This window comes from Alcanivorax sp. IL3 (genome assembly GCF_047495465.1).
In the GTDB taxonomy this organism is placed as follows: domain Bacteria; phylum Pseudomonadota; class Gammaproteobacteria; order Pseudomonadales; family Alcanivoracaceae; genus Alcanivorax; species Alcanivorax jadensis.
The window spans coordinates 3538557-3551985 of sequence record NZ_CP179931.1 but is presented as its reverse complement, the minus strand read 5'-3'; the positions used below and the strand labels follow the sequence as shown (position 1 = coordinate 3551985).

Here is a 13429-nt window from a genome sequence, read left to right as displayed (position 1 = left end):
GGTCTAGGTGTCTAAGTGCCTAGGCCGTTTTTTATGGGTTCAAGTATTCAGATTGCGAGGGCGGGTTGGGGTCTGTGCTTGTTGTAACATATAGTATGCAGCCCAAACTGGTCGCTTGGGCCTGTGGGGGAGAGTCTGCCACTAGTAGTGGGTAGGTGAATTATCCCAGAGCCAGGCAATGCTTCTTTTCACTGCACAGATCACTGAAGAGCGTTCTGCACAAGTCATCCACTTTCTGGTCGAGTTCAGCATCGTCAAAGGGATCGCCAGCCAGCGGCTGCCACTGCATGGCATTGAGCTGTAGCTGGATATTGCGCAGCAGCATCCGGTAGGGGTCTTTCAGGTCATACATGTCCAGAATCCCTTCCGCATGGATCAGGGTGTGCATGCCCATGCTCATGGACCATTGGCCGATGCTGAAAGCCAGCGGCGCCAGGCCGTGGGTTTCCAGTTCGCCATTTTCCATGGCGTCCTTGACTACCTGCTCCACCATGCGGCCGATGGGTTGGGTTGCTTCCAGCATTTGTTCGCGGCGATTGGCAGACGCTGCGTGCCAGACCACTTCGGTCATTACATATTGTTCCAGCCGGAAGTGTTCCGGGTAGTGCTGGGCAAACAGGGCATAGGCCACGGCGAAGGCCAGCATCTTGTCACGGGTGCTGAGCTCGGAGTCGGCGACGCGCTGGAAGTAGTCCCGGCGAGTCGTGGTCAACTCCGTGCAGACCGCGATAAGCAGATCCTCTTTCGAGGCAAAGTGGTGGTACAGCGTGCCGGTAGCGAAATTACAGCTCCGGGCAATGGCAGCCATCTGGATGCCGAGCAGGCCTTCGTTGCACAATTGCTGGCGGGTGGCTTCGATAAACAGTTGTTCGCGCTCTGCCAGCGCCTGTTCGCGCCCGCTCCGTGTCTTGATCATAGTCGGTATCTGTTGTGATGCATGGAAACAGTGTGGATAGCATTGGGGAGTGGTTCAAGCGCTTTGTCATAGCGCCTCTGCCAGCTTCGCCAATACCCCGTTCAGGTGGTGCATGCCCTTGTCGGTGCAATGCAGTCGCTGAGCGGTGACCTCCAGCAGTCCCTGTTGCCGGAGTTCCCCCAGATTCTTTATCCATTGTGCCGCAGGAAGGCCGGTGTTGTCCTCTACAGTCTGTAACCGGATACCCTCCACGAGTCGCAGGCCGTTCATCAGGGATTCGAACAAGCGGTCATCTTCTGTCACTGGCTGGAACTGGCGGCGGGCCTGTTCCGGGTGGGCCAGATAGTCTTCCGGCTTACGGGTTTTCTGGTAGCGGTGGATGGTGCCCCGGGCGGCATCGGTGATCTTGCCGTGGGCGCCTGCGCCGATACCCAGGTAATCGCCGAATTGCCAGTAATTCAGGTTATGCCGACAGGCATGGCCGTCCAGGGAAAAGGCAGAAACCTCATAGCGCTGAAACCCCTCGCTGGCCAGCAGGGCAAAGCCGGCCTCTTCGGTATCGGCCATGCTGTCGGGTGCGGGCTGGTCGGGGGGAGCGGTAGAAGACGGTGTTCGGCTCGATGGTTAGCTCGTACCAGCTCAGATGTGTCGGCTGCAGCGCAATGGCCTGTTGCAGGTCATCCAGGGCCTGGGCCCGGCTCTGGCCGGGCAGGGCATGCATGATATCCAGGTTGAAGGTGGTGAAGCCGGCCTCCCGGGCCTGGCGGGCGGCATCAATGGCGGTACTGGCATCATGGATGCGGCCCAGGGCTTGAAGGTGCGCATTGTTAAAGCTCTGCACCCCGATAGACAGCCGGTTGATGCCAGCCTCCCGAAAGCCGGCAAAGCGACCCGCTTCCACCGTGCCAGGATTGGCCTCTAGAGTGATTTCAGCCTGATCGGTCAGGCATAGCCGTTGCCGGATACCCTGAAACAATTGTTGATAAAAATCCCCGGACAGCAAACTCGGCGTGCCGCCACCAATAAACACGGTTTCCACCGGCCGGTCCTTGATCAGCGGTAGATCCTGATCCAGATCCTTCAGCAGTGCCTGTAGATAAGCCGCCTCTGGCAATTCACCCCGCTCGTGGGAATTAAAATCGCAATAAGGGCATTTGCGCACACACCAGGGGGTGTGGATGTAGAGGGAGAGGGGTGGGTTCTTCAGAGGCATGAGAGTTGGAGGAGCGCTGGGGCAATGGGAAAGTGTGGGCATGGTAGCAGAATAGTTGACAGTTGATAGTTGACAATTGACAGCGAAAAACAAAGAGTTGCGTCGAGTTATGGGGCTTACAGGGTTTTAGCTGTCAACTGTTCACTGTCAATTATCAACTGGTCTATATGGTGCATATCTGGGTAGATGCCGACGCGTGTCCGCGGCCGGTGAAAGAGGTGTTGTTTCGGGCGGCTCAGCGGGTGCAGGTTCCGTGCACTCTGGTGGCCAATCAACCGGTGGCAGTGCCGCGCTCTGCGTTGATCCGTGCCATTCAGGTGAGACAGGGCTTTGACGTGGCCGATAACGAGATTGTGCGCCGCTGCGAGCCGGGGGACCTGGTGGTGACCCAGGATATCCCGCTGGCGGCAGAGGTGGTCGCCAAGGGGGCGGAGGCGGTAACGCCACACGGGCATTGGTTGGACAAGGATACCGTGCGCGAGCGGTTGAATATGCGCGATTTCATGGAAGAGATGCGCTCGGCCGGTATGCAGACCGGCGGCCCCAGCAGTTATTCGGGTCAGGACAAGGCGAGATTCGCCAATGCCCTGGATCGCTGGCTGGCTCGTGTTCAGAAATAGCTGGTCAGGCCGATCTGGCCCCAGCTGAGGTCATTACCGCCGTCCCGGCGTACGTCTTCCCCGGCCCAGCTATGTTGCCAGCCCGCATGCAGTTCCAGTGCCGGCAGTACGTCCCAGAGTAAATGAGCGCCCACCTCCCTGTGATTCGGGCCGTTGTAATCCTCACTGGCATAGCCGTCATCGTAGGTCTGGGTGATATGAAGTTTACCGGTCCAATCGGGGGCCAGTTCTCTCCGGGCGTGCAGTGTCAGAGCATAGAAAGCGCCAGAGGCCTGTTTGCTCCAGGTGCCATCCAGAGATACGGATAGCCAGGGCTGAAGCGGCGCGGTAAAACCGGCGCCGGTTTCCACATCATCCGCACCCTGCGGGTGAAACTGCAGGTAGGTGACGTTGAGGTAGGGGCTCCAGTGCTCCACGTAGGGAGCGTATTCCACGAAGAGATTGTTTTCCCGGTAATCGCTGCCATTGGCCCAGGCCTGCCAGACCCCGGCGGTGATGGCCTGGCGGGTCAGGTCAACGGCAGCGGAGACCAGAGGGTTGCCGTCCAGGTTGTCTCGCCCTTCGGTCACATAGCGGCTTTGCCACTGAGACTGGAAGCTGCCCTCCAGGCCACTGCCTTGGGCCAGTGAGACGAGTGATGTCAGGGCACTGGCGACGGCAAGTTGTCGTGTTCGCATAATGGCATCCCTGCTGCACGTGAAGTCCATGCTAACAGGCCGGGAAGATACACGGGTGAAGGTGACTGGAGAACATTACTGCAGGGCCTGGATCAGCTGGGCCATGGCCTTGCCCCGGTGGCTGAGTGCGTTTTTTTCTTGCGCGGGCAACTGGGCGGCGGTGCAGTGCTTTTCTTTAACAAAGAAATGCGGATCATAGCCGAAGCCCTGCTCTCCCTGGGGTTCCAGTACGATTTCTCCGTCCCAGGTGCCCTGGCAAATCAGCGGGGTGGCATCATCCTCGTGGCGCATGAGCACGATCACGGCTACGTAGCGGGCGTTACGGGAGACGTCCGGCGCATCGGTCAGCATTTCCACCAGCAAGGCATTGTTCTTGGCATCGGTGGCGCCGACCCCGGAAAAACGCGCTGAGTACACCCCAGGGGCTCCTTTCAGTGCTGCCACTTCAATGCCGGAATCATCGGCGATGGCGGGCAGGCCGGTGTATTTGCTGGCATTGCGGGCCTTGATAATGGCGTTTTCCACAAAGGTGGTACCGGTTTCATCCGCTTCCGGCACGGAAAACTCACTCTGGGCCACCACCTCAATATTCAGTGGCGCCAGCAGTTGCTGCATTTCGGCGAGTTTTTTGGCGTTGCCGGAGGCAAGAACGATTTTTTCCATGGAAAACTCCTGACGTCGTTAGCGGCGAGCTTCTAGCGACGAGCTGCGAGGAAAAGAGAAAAGCCTGGAACTTGAGTGCCCGGCTCTTTGTTATCCAACTGTTTAGCTCGTAGCTCGTAGCTGCTTTTATACCGTCACCCGATAGATCGCAATTTCTCCGAACAGGTTCGGCCATAGTCTTGCCAGCAGGCCGCTGCGATGGCGGCGGTTGATTACCTGCCGTTCCAGGATGCGAATATTGCTCTTGCGACAGTGGGTTTCGAAATCCTGCACCGTGCACAAGTGGATGTTGGGCGTGTTGTACCACTCGTAGGGCAGCGTGGAAGACACCGGCATGCGTCCTTTCAGACCCAGGTAGGCGCGCACCCGCCAGTGGCCGAAATTGGGGAAGGTGATAATCGCTTCGCGACCCACGCGCAGCATTTCATTGAGGATTTGGTCCGGGCGTAGCACGGCCTGCAGGGCCTGGGTCATCACCACATAATCGAAACGATGATTCTGGAAATTGCCCAGGCCTTCGTCCAGATCCTGTTCCAGTACATTGACGCCTTTTTCAAAACAGGCCGCCAGGTTGTCCTGGTTGATCTCCAGGCCGTAGCCACGGATCTGCTTGTGGTGTTGCAGGTGGGCCAGCAGGGTGCCGTCACCACAGCCCAGGTCCAGCAGGCTGGCGTCAGCGGGGATCCAGTCACTGATCAGTTGCAGGTCATCACGCATGGTCGCCTGCCTCCACATTGTTGACGCCGTTTTCCACTTCGTTGGCGACCCTGTGCATGTAGGCGCCGAACAGCTTGGTGTATTCGGGAATATCCAGCAGGAAGGCGTCGTGGCCTTTGGGCGTATCGATTTCCGCGTAGCTCACATCACGGCCGGCATGGACCAGGCCGTTGACGATTTCCCGGCTGCGCTCCGGCGCAAAGCGCCAATCCGACGTGAAAGACATGACCAGGAACTTGCACTCCGGCTTTGCCAGGGCGGTTTCCAGGGAATTATCGAACTCCCGGGCCGGGTCGAAATAATCCAGCGCCTTGGTCATCAGCAGGTAGGTGTTGGCGTCGAAATTGCGCGAGAACACTTCGCCCTGATGGCGCAGATAGGATTCCACCTGGAATTCCACGTCGAAGCCGAAATGGAAGCGGCCGGCACGCAGGTCGCGACCGAACTTCATGCGCATGGCGTCGTCGCTTAGGTAGGTGATATGGCCGACCATGCGCGCCAGGATTAGTCCCTGACGGGGATAGGTGTCGTGCAGGTAATAGCGCCCGCCGTGGAAGTTGGGGTCGGTAAGAATCGACTGGCGCGCCACTTCATTGAAGGCAATGTTCTGGGCAGACAGTTTCGGCGCCGCGGCGATGACCACCGCATGACTGAGTCGGTCCGGGTAGTCGATGGACCACTGCAGTGCCTGCATGCCGCCCATGCTGCCGCCGATCACCGCCGCCCAGCGGGAAATTCCCAGCACATCTGCCAGCCTGGCCTGACTGTTCACCCAGTCCTTCACCGTCATCATGGGGAAGTCCGGCCCCCAGGGCTGACCGCTTTCCGGGTTGATGGACGCGGGGCCGGTGGAGCCGTGACAGCCACCCAGATTGTTCAGGCTGACCACGAAAAAGCGGTTGGTATCGATCACCTTGCCGGGCCCGATGCAGGCATCCCACCAGCCGGGGCGCTTGTCGCTCTTGCTGGTATAGCCGGCGGCATGGTGGTGGCCGGACAGGGCATGGCAGATCAGCACCGCATTGGAGGCGTTGCTGTTGAGGGTGCCATAGGTCTCATAGACCAGCTCGTAGGACGTCAGGGTACGGCCGCATTCCAGTTCGAGAGCAGTATCAAACTGGAGCGTTCTGGGCTCGACCAGACCTACAGAGTCTTCAGCAGACCATGGAGCGTCGTCGGGGATCTGTTGCGGCATGATGACTCGCTTGCAAAGGATGCCGCAAAGTCTAAAGCCCGCCCGGTGGCCGTGCAATCGGCGACCGGGCGGTTGGCCTGTTAATCAGTGGATGATTTATCCCAGAGGGGAGAAATGTTCCTCTTCGCTCTGGTTGCGGATGTCGATGTGATGATCCAGCGCCTGGTGGACGCGATTGCGTTCATGTTTTCGATCCACATCAATCAGCAGCAGGTAATTGCCGTTTTTCACTGACTGCAGATAGGGGGCCAGATGATGATTGGACTGGGAAATACCGCGTAGACCGCCGGCCCAGGCACCGAAGCAGGTGAAAAACAGGGCAGTCAGCAGCCATACTCCCAGATGGGCATCCACGCCCCATGGATCAATGAACGCGATGGCATAACCGGCAAGCAGACCGATCAGCAGGCCGCGGGTGGCGCCGCTGTAGCCATTACTCATGATGTCAGTATCTTCCCAGGGGGTGGTGGCGTTGATGCCGTGACGATCAAGCTCACCGGCATCCCGTGCCATGACATGAATACGATCTCCACCGATACCGGCGGTATCCAGGCGGGTGATCGCGTTGGTGACCTGTTGCAGGTTGGGAACGAGATAGTAAACCCGATACATGCGTCTTACCCTCCGTCGTTATATGTTGGGTTCACGCTAAGCCTGCCACAGTGAGTGCCGGGTCAAAAAGTGATCAAGATGGGGTGAAGCATGGCAAAACAGGATCTTCTCGACCGCCTCTACGCCCAGGTGGCCAACGAGGAAGACGCACGTACCTGCACGGACATCAGTGATGCCGCCTGTCGGGAGGTGCCCGGGAATTTCTTTCGTATCATCTGCGCCAATACCCTGACCAAGATCGGCGATCTGTTGATCAACCCGAAAACCGTGCTGGCCTGGCTGATCACCGCGGTAGGGGCGCCGTCTTATCTTGCCGCGTTACTGGTGCCCATTCGTGAATCCGGCTCGCTGATTCCCCAGTTGATGATCGGTGCGCTGGTGCGTCGCTACCCGGTACGCAAGGGCTTCTGGACCCTGGGGGCGGCGCTGCAGGGTATCGCCGTGCTGGCAATGGCCGCAGCGGTCTGGTTGCTGGAGGGCATGCAGGCAGGTCTGGCGATTATCGGTTTGTTGGTTCTGTTCAGTATCAGTCGCGGCTTCTGTTCCGTGGCCATGAAGGATGTGCAGGGGAAGTGCATCCCCAAGTCTCGCCGTGGTCGCCTCACCGGGTTGTCTGCCACGCTCTCCGGCGCCATCACTTTCGCGCTGTCACTGGTTATCTTCCGCGGTGGTGAGGACCCGTCCATGGCGTTCTATGGGGCGTTGTTGGCGTCGGCAGGGGTGGCCTGGTTGGTGGCTGCTGGCGTGTTCTTTACCGTAGACGAGTATCCGGGGGCCAGGGAAGGAGGCAATAACGCCTTCAAGGAAGCATTGGGCAGTCTGAGCCTGCTGAAAACCGATGCCCCTTTCCGCCGTTTTGTGATCACCCGCGCCTTGCTGATGGCGTCGTCGCTGGCCTCGCCGTTCCTGGTGCTGGTGGCCCAGGAGCAGGCCTCGCTGCCGCTGCTGCTGGGCAGCTTCGTGCTGGCCTCCAGCCTGGCCAGTACCGTCAGCGCCACGGTCTGGGGCTATATGGCCGACACCTCCAGCCGTAATGTGATGGTGCGGGGCGGTGGGCTGGCGGCGCTGGTCTGTCTGCTGGCCGGTGGGTTCGCCGCCTGGGGTCCGCAGGCGGATTGGCTCCACTGGCTGTATCCGCTGGCCTTCTTCGTGCTGGCCATTGCCCATGCCGGCGTGCGCATCGGTCGCAAGACCTACATGGTGGACATGGCGGGTGGCACCAAGCGCACGGACTACACCGCAGTGAGTAATACCGTTATTGGCTTTCTGTTGCTGGCAGTGGGTGGCATCAGTGCGGGGGTGGCACTGTTGGGCAATGACTGGGCCTTGCTGGTGTTGGGGGGTATGGGCGCGGTGGGAGTGCTCAGTGCGAGATTGCTGAAAGACGTGTAATACGCGTATTTGTTGGAGCTTTGTTCACAAAGCGAAGAGCGAGAGAGGCAAGGGCGTCCACTCTTCGCTTTGTGAACAAAGCTCCAACGGGGAGGGCTTAGCTTTTTTCAAACAATAGATCCCACACCCCGTGCCCCAGTTTTTCACCGCGCCGTTCAAATTTGGTTTCCGGGCGCCATGATGGCCGGGGTGAGAATTGTCCGGTACCGGCGGTATTGGTGAAGCCTTCGGCGTCGTTCATCACTTCCATCATGTATTCGGAGTAATTCTCCCAGTCCGTGGCCATGTGCAGCACGCCGCCGGGCTGCAGCTTGCGATGCACCAGGGCCACCCAGGCGGGTTGAACGATGCGGCGCTTGTGGTGTTTTTTCTTGTGCCAGGGGTCGGGGAAGTAGAGTTGCACCCGGGCCAGGCTGTTATCCGGGATGCATAGCTCGAGAATCTCCACCGCGTCATCGCAATAGCTGCGCAGGTTGCTCAGGCCGCGCTGCTGGATTTCCATCAGCAGGGCCCCCACTCCCGGGCGATGCACTTCGATGCCGATAAAATCCTTGTCTGGATCGGCCTGCGCCATATCCGCCAGGGAGTGCCCCATGCCGTAGCCAATTTCCAGAACCCGAGGGGCATCGCGACCGAAGACCGCTTGTGGATCCAGCACTCCATCGGCGCGCTCCAGGCCAAATTGCGGCCAGAGGCTATCCAGCGCATTACGCTGTCCGGCGGTGAGGCGGCCCTCGCGCAACACAAAGCTGCGCACCTTGCGCATGACCTTGCCGGTTTCCGGGTCTTGATCCTGTTTGATGAAATCGAGCATGGGGCTGCCAGGTGAGTTGAAGCGGGGAGCGATTGTAGCAAAAACCGCGAGTGGGTGGGGTTCACGTCACCTTGATGGCAAGTGGGTGATTATCACCCTGCAAGTCATGGTATTGAAAACCCCATTACCCCGGCGCCGACTCTCCCCCAAGATCGGCGCCTTTTTTTTATCGACTGATGCCGTCCAGCGGTGAAGAGGCTGAGGCATACGCCTTTCGGGGCATGCGCCCGGCCAGGAAAGCTTCGCGCCCGGCCTCGATCGCTTTTCTCATGGCGGAAGCCATCAATACTGGTTTCTGTGCATGGGCCACGGCGGAGTTGAGCAGCACGCCGTCACAGCCCATTTCCATGGCCAGGGCGGCGTCGGAGGCGGTGCCGACGCCGGCATCCACGATGATGGGCACGTTCGCCTCTTCCAGGATCAGACGGATACTGTGCGGGTTGAGAATGCCCAGGCCGGACCCGATCAGTGAACCCAGCGGCATTACCGCCACACAGCCCATGTCTTCCAGTTCCTTGGCCACAATCGGGTCATCGTTGGTATAGACCATCACCTTGAAGCCGTCATCGATCAGTTCCCGGGCCGCTCGCAGGGTGTGGGTAATGTTCGGATACAGGGTTTTCTGGTCACCCAGCACTTCCAGCTTTACCAGATCATGGCCGTCCAGCAGTTCCCGCGCCAGCTTGCAACAGCGCACCGCATCCTCGGCGGAGAAACAGCCGGCGGTGTTGGGCAGGATGGTGTACTTGTCCGGGTTAATGAAATCCAGCAGGTTGGGCTCGTCTGCGTTCTGGCCAATATTGGTACGGCGAATGGCCACGGTGACGATCTCGGCGCCACTGGTTTCGATAGCCTCGCGGGTTTCCTCGAAATCCTTGTACTTGCCGGTGCCGATCAGCAGTCGGGAAGAATAGGTGTTGCCGGCAATAGTGAGCAGGTCGGACATGGGGCCTCGCCTCGGTTCGGGTTACTGCGTAATAAATAGGGTCCGGGTGGTGTCAGCCACCGCCGATGGCATGGACGATTTCCACCACATCGCCATCGTTCAGGGTGAAATCGTCATGCTGACTTTTCGGGACGATGTCCCGGTTCACTTCCACCGCCAGGCGGCGGCCGGCCAGATTCAGCTGAGTGACCAGATCCGCGATGGTGGTGCCATCCAGAGTCAGGGTATCGCCGTTGACGGTAAGCTTCATGATAGAGATCAAACTGCCTTGAACAGGGACCAGGCCAGCATCAGCCAGCCAATGATCAGTGCGGTGCCGCCCAGCGGGGTAATGGCGCCGATCCATTTCTGACCGCTGAGCACCAGCACATACAGGCTACCACTGAAAACCAGGGTGCCGGCAAACAGCACCCAGCCAGCGGTGACCATGCCGCTGGCGCCAAACGCCTTGGCCAGCAACCCACACAGCAGCATCGCCAGGGCATGGTAGAAATGGTATTCGCTGGCGGTGGACCACACGGCAAGCATGGATTCATCCACGCGGGATTTCAGGCCATGGGCACCGAAGGCGCCGAGGATAACGGCCAGTGCGCCGTTAAGGGCGCCGAGTACGAGGAGAATTTTCATGGACGGTATGTTACCCGCTTGCAGGCATGCGCGCAGCACGTAACCGGTGAAAATAAAAAGCCCCTCGAAGGAGGGGCTTTTTGCGGTCGGCGTTACGCTGCGATGGCGTTACGCAGCTTTTTGATGGCGTTGTTTTCCAGCTGGCGGATACGCTCGGCGGACACGCCGTACTCGTTCGCCAGGTCCTGCAGGGTGGACTTCTGATCGGCCAGCCAGCGGCGCTCGAGGATGTCGCGGCTGCGTTCGTCCAGCGCCATCAGGGCTGAGCCCAGTTGGCGGCTTTCCCGTTCCTGCTGATCCTGTTCGGCCAGCAGGTCCGCGGGATCGCTGTTGTCGCTGTGCAGGTACGCGGCCGGGGACACTACGGTGCTGTCCTCGTCGTCGTTGGTGGGGCCATCGAAACTGGCGTCGTAGGCACCCAGGCGGCCTTCCATTTCTTTTACCTGGATGGCGGTAACGCCCAGATCATCGGCCACTCGTTGCGCTTCTTCCATGCTCAGGCGACCCAGGCGCTTCTTTTGCCCGCGCAGGTTGAAGAACAGTTTGCGCTGGGCCTTGGTGGTGGCCACTTTGACGATGCGCCAGTTCTTGATCACATATTCGTGGATTTCCGCCTTGATCCAGTGCACCGCGAAGCTCACCAGGCGTACGCCCTTGGTGGGGTCGAAGCGTTTCACCGCTTTCATCAGGCCCACATTGCCTTCCTGGACCAGATCGCCCAGGGGCAAACCATAGCCGGTGTAGCTGCGGGCGATGTGCACTACGAACCGCAGGTGCGCGAGTACCAAGTTGCGGGCGGCATCCACGTCCTGTTCGTAGAAATACTGTCCTGCCAAACGTTGTTCGTCGTCTGCGCTGAGAACCGGCACGGCATTAACGGCTCGCATGTAGGCGTCCAGGTTATTACCCGGTACGGCCAACATCAGCGCCTGTGCTTGCGTTGAAGGGTTTGTCATGCGCGTTGTCTCCTCGTTGAAGACCAGTCTATGTCCTGTATGAGCCGCTGATCTTAGCACTCGGTTCTTTGGAGTGCTAATAGGCAAAAAGGTTCCCGCCGATTGAGAGGGTCGATGGAGCAATCACCAAGTCTAGGCCGGCCATGTGAACCGGTGATGAACACAGGGTTGGACGTGCATGAAAGTGGAAGGTTCCTGGGGCGTCTGCTGTAGGAGCGGCGCTCGAGCCGCGAACATACGTGCGACAAGCCGTGCCAGGCCGTGGCGGCTCATACCCGCGGGCCACAGAGAGCGCCGCTCCTGCAGCGGTTAAAAATTCGGCTCGATATCACCCAGATGCCGACCCACGGCCAACCAGGCGCCCAGAAGCCCCAGGATGCCACTGAATACGGGCAGGATGATCAGGCTGGATGCGGCCATTGATGTGAGTGATTCCTCACTATTGTACAGCGCCAGTAGTTCGTCGATTGGCCCGCCGAGCCACCACAGGGCCACCTGTACCAGGATGACCGCCGTTGCGCCGCCGGCAAAGCCGAAGCAGAAACCGGAGTAGAGGAAGGGTCGGCGCACGAAGCCGTCGGTGCCGCCGACGATCTTCACCACCACGATTTCCTCCCGGCGGCTTTCGATGGCCAGGCGGATGGTGTTCACCACCACCAGCACCACGGCGGCGGCCAGCGCCAGCGTGAGGGCGGAAATCAGCCGTTCGCCCAGTTCTATCAGGGCATGCAGACGGCGCACCCACTCCACGTCCAGCTGAACCAGATCCACCCCGTCCGCCTCTGCGAGGCGGTTTTCCAGGGCGCGCAGGGTGACCGGGTCGGTCTCGTCCGGGTAGACCACAATCAGCGGCGGCAGCGGGTTGTCCGGCAGGGCCTCCAACACGTCGCCAAAGCCGGACAGGGCCTTGAATTCCGCCAACGCCTGCTCCCGGGTAATCACCTCGGTGCGGCTGATGTTGTCCAGCCCTTGCCAGTCCCGGGCCAGATCACGCTGGCGCTGCTCGCTGATATTCATTTCCATAAACACGGACAGGTGGGCATTGCCGTCCCAGCCGCGGGTAATGGCACGGGCATTATCCAGCAGCACCGCCAGCCCGGCAGGCAGTGCCAGGGCGATGGCGATCACCAGAATGGTCATGGCACTGCTGGTACGTGCGGCGTTAAGCCGTTGCAGGGCATCCTTGAAGGAGTCCTGATGGTGTTGACGCCAGCTGCGGAAACGGTCCTGCAGGGAGGTGCGGGCACTGTGCGCCCCGGCCACCCGGCGCACTCGCTCCGGTTTCTGGCGGCTGGCCTTGATCGGGGTGGCGTTTCTGGGCCCCTTGTTAGCTGCCATGGTGGCCCCCTTCGTCGCCGTCGTGGATCAGGCGCCCCTCACGCAGGGTCAGCAGGCGGTGGTTATAGCGGGCGATCAGGCTCAGGTCGTGGGTGGCGATCAGCACGGCTACACCAACCCGGGCGAAATCCTTGAACAGGTCCATGATCTCCTCGGAGAGGGCCGGGTCCAGGTTACCGGTAGGTTCGTCCGCCAGCAGCAGCGGCGGCTTGTTGACCACCGCCCGGGCGATACCCACGCGCTGCTGCTCGCCGCCGGAGAGCATGATCGGGTTTAACTTTTCCTTGTCCAACAGGCCCACCTTGTCGAGTGCGGCGCGCACCCGTTTGCCGATATCGCTGCGCGCATAGCCGGCGATAATCAGCGGCAGGGCCACGTTGTCGAACACGGTCCGATCGAACAGCAATTGGTGGTTCTGGTGAACCATGCCGATCTTGCGGCGCAGCAGTGGGATCTGCCGGTTGCCGAAGCCATTCAGATTCTGGTTATCAATGAGTACCTGACCCTGGGTGGGACGCTCCAGCATCATGATCAGTTTCAACAGGGTGGATTTGCCCGCCCCGGAATGACCGGTCAAAAACGTCAGCTGCCCGGCGGGGAGCGTGAAGCTCACCTTGCTGAGTGCGTCTTTGCCGTTCGGGTAGCGTTTGCTGACCCGGTCAAACTGAATCATGACGTCCCTTGGGATGTGTTATGTCGCAGTAGGAGCGCCGCTTGAGGCGCGAACAACCGTTGTCGCGAGT

At 59.9% G+C, this 13429-nt stretch carries 15 protein-coding genes and 1 pseudogene; 2 read left to right on the top strand and 14 right to left on the bottom strand.

The window, feature by feature from the left end; genetic code table 11:
* Nucleotides 1–160: 160 nt before the first annotated feature.
* Entirely contained in the window at nt 161–916 is a 756-nt protein-coding gene (locus tag ACMG4M_RS16595) for a TetR/AcrR family transcriptional regulator (RefSeq protein ID WP_414430452.1), read from the bottom strand.
* A gap of 66 nt (nt 917–982) precedes the next feature.
* Nucleotides 983–2129 (bottom strand): annotated as a pseudogene (gene hemW / locus ACMG4M_RS16590) (radical SAM family heme chaperone HemW).
* A 167-nt stretch (nt 2130–2296) separates the two neighbouring features.
* Here hemW and ACMG4M_RS16585 point away from each other — a divergent pair.
* Nucleotides 2297–2749 (top strand): YaiI/YqxD family protein, encoded by a 453-nt coding sequence (locus ACMG4M_RS16585; RefSeq protein WP_035248646.1) that lies wholly within the window; start codon nt 2297–2299, stop codon nt 2747–2749.
* Here ACMG4M_RS16585 and ACMG4M_RS16580 read toward each other — a convergent pair.
* The 5 genes from ACMG4M_RS16580 to ACMG4M_RS16560 form a co-directional block, all read right to left on the bottom strand.
* Entirely contained in the window at nt 2740–3426 is a 687-nt protein-coding gene (locus ACMG4M_RS16580) for a hypothetical protein (RefSeq protein ID WP_414430451.1), read from the bottom strand. The genes ACMG4M_RS16585 and ACMG4M_RS16580 overlap by 10 nt on opposite strands.
* Nucleotides 3427–3501: 75 nt before the next feature.
* Complete coding sequence (gene rdgB, locus ACMG4M_RS16575; protein ID WP_035248640.1) at nt 3502–4089, bottom strand: RdgB/HAM1 family non-canonical purine NTP pyrophosphatase; 588 nt, start codon at nt 4087–4089, stop codon at nt 3502–3504.
* A 126-nt stretch (nt 4090–4215) separates the two neighbouring features.
* Nucleotides 4216–4806 carry a methionine biosynthesis protein MetW gene (gene metW / locus ACMG4M_RS16570; RefSeq protein WP_035248636.1) on the bottom strand — a complete coding sequence of 197 codons (591 nt, stop codon included), beginning with the start codon at nt 4804–4806 and terminating at the stop codon, nt 4216–4218.
* A complete protein-coding gene (gene metX / locus ACMG4M_RS16565) occupies nt 4799–6001 on the bottom strand; it encodes a homoserine O-succinyltransferase MetX (RefSeq protein WP_156964895.1) in 1203 nt (400 codons plus the stop codon). Before metX ends, metW begins: the two co-directional genes overlap by 8 nt.
* A gap of 96 nt (nt 6002–6097) precedes the next feature.
* Nucleotides 6098–6613, bottom strand: coding sequence for a hypothetical protein (locus ACMG4M_RS16560; RefSeq protein WP_272962277.1), 516 nt, complete (start codon nt 6611–6613; stop codon nt 6098–6100).
* 90 nt (nt 6614–6703) lie between these two features.
* Between ACMG4M_RS16560 and ACMG4M_RS16555 the strand changes: the two genes are divergently transcribed.
* Nucleotides 6704–8005 carry an MFS transporter gene (locus ACMG4M_RS16555; RefSeq protein ID WP_414430450.1) on the top strand — a complete coding sequence of 434 codons (1302 nt, stop codon included), beginning with the start codon at nt 6704–6706 and terminating at the stop codon, nt 8003–8005.
* Nucleotides 8006–8102: 97 nt separating this feature from the next.
* Here ACMG4M_RS16555 and trmB read toward each other — a convergent pair whose 3' ends face one another.
* The 7 genes from trmB to ftsE form a co-directional block, all read right to left on the bottom strand.
* Entirely contained in the window at nt 8103–8819 is a 717-nt protein-coding gene (gene trmB / locus ACMG4M_RS16550; RefSeq protein WP_035248627.1) for a tRNA (guanosine(46)-N7)-methyltransferase TrmB, read from the bottom strand.
* A 166-nt stretch (nt 8820–8985) separates the two neighbouring features.
* Complete coding sequence (locus ACMG4M_RS16545) at nt 8986–9765, bottom strand: thiazole synthase (RefSeq protein WP_035248624.1); 780 nt, start codon at nt 9763–9765, stop codon at nt 8986–8988.
* Between the two features lie 52 nt (nt 9766–9817).
* Nucleotides 9818–10015 carry a sulfur carrier protein ThiS gene (thiS, locus tag ACMG4M_RS16540; protein WP_035248621.1) on the bottom strand — a complete coding sequence of 66 codons (198 nt, stop codon included), beginning with the start codon at nt 10013–10015 and terminating at the stop codon, nt 9818–9820.
* Nucleotides 10016–10023: 8 nt separating this feature from the next.
* Nucleotides 10024–10392: a DUF423 domain-containing protein gene (locus ACMG4M_RS16535; protein WP_272962280.1), complete on the bottom strand. Its 369-nt coding sequence runs from the start codon at nt 10390–10392 to the stop codon at nt 10024–10026.
* A gap of 92 nt (nt 10393–10484) precedes the next feature.
* Nucleotides 10485–11348, bottom strand: a complete 864-nt coding sequence (gene rpoH, locus ACMG4M_RS16530; RefSeq protein WP_035248615.1) for an RNA polymerase sigma factor RpoH — start codon at nt 11346–11348, stop codon at nt 10485–10487.
* Nucleotides 11349–11657: 309 nt separating this feature from the next.
* Nucleotides 11658–12686: a permease-like cell division protein FtsX gene (gene ftsX, locus ACMG4M_RS16525; protein ID WP_349380394.1), complete on the bottom strand. Its 1029-nt coding sequence runs from the start codon at nt 12684–12686 to the stop codon at nt 11658–11660.
* Nucleotides 12676–13359 carry a cell division ATP-binding protein FtsE gene (gene ftsE, locus ACMG4M_RS16520; protein ID WP_035248610.1) on the bottom strand — a complete coding sequence of 228 codons (684 nt, stop codon included), beginning with the start codon at nt 13357–13359 and terminating at the stop codon, nt 12676–12678. The genes ftsX and ftsE overlap by 11 nt, the downstream gene beginning before the upstream one ends.
* Nucleotides 13360–13429 lie beyond the last annotated feature (70 nt).

Coding starts and splice junctions, on each gene's coding strand:
- trmB (WP_035248627.1), bottom strand. CDS start 8,819: ATGCTCGATTTCATCAAACAGGATCAAGACCCGGAAACCGGCAAGGTC.
- ftsX (WP_349380394.1), bottom strand. CDS start 12,686: ATGGCAGCTAACAAGGGGCCCAGAAACGCCACCCCGATCAAGGCCAGC.
- ACMG4M_RS16535 (WP_272962280.1), bottom strand. CDS start 10,392: ATGAAAATTCTCCTCGTACTCGGCGCCCTTAACGGCGCACTGGCCGTT.
- ftsE (WP_035248610.1), bottom strand. CDS start 13,359: ATGATTCAGTTTGACCGGGTCAGCAAACGCTACCCGAACGGCAAAGAC.
- metW (WP_035248636.1), bottom strand. CDS start 4,806: ATGCGTGATGACCTGCAACTGATCAGTGACTGGATCCCCGCTGACGCC.
- thiS (WP_035248621.1), bottom strand. CDS start 10,015: ATGAAGCTTACCGTCAACGGCGATACCCTGACTCTGGATGGCACCACC.
- rpoH (WP_035248615.1), bottom strand. CDS start 11,348: ATGACAAACCCTTCAACGCAAGCACAGGCGCTGATGTTGGCCGTACCG.
- ACMG4M_RS16560 (WP_272962277.1), bottom strand. CDS start 6,613: ATGTATCGGGTTTACTATCTCGTTCCCAACCTGCAACAGGTCACCAAC.
- metX (WP_156964895.1), bottom strand. CDS start 6,001: ATGCCGCAACAGATCCCCGACGACGCTCCATGGTCTGCTGAAGACTCT.
- ACMG4M_RS16555 (WP_414430450.1), top strand. CDS start 6,704: ATGGCAAAACAGGATCTTCTCGACCGCCTCTACGCCCAGGTGGCCAAC.
- ACMG4M_RS16580 (WP_414430451.1), bottom strand. CDS start 3,426: ATGCGAACACGACAACTTGCCGTCGCCAGTGCCCTGACATCACTCGTC.
- rdgB (WP_035248640.1), bottom strand. CDS start 4,089: ATGGAAAAAATCGTTCTTGCCTCCGGCAACGCCAAAAAACTCGCCGAA.
- ACMG4M_RS16595 (WP_414430452.1), bottom strand. CDS start 916: ATGATCAAGACACGGAGCGGGCGCGAACAGGCGCTGGCAGAGCGCGAA.
- ACMG4M_RS16585 (WP_035248646.1), top strand. CDS start 2,297: ATGGTGCATATCTGGGTAGATGCCGACGCGTGTCCGCGGCCGGTGAAA.
- ACMG4M_RS16545 (WP_035248624.1), bottom strand. CDS start 9,765: ATGTCCGACCTGCTCACTATTGCCGGCAACACCTATTCTTCCCGACTG.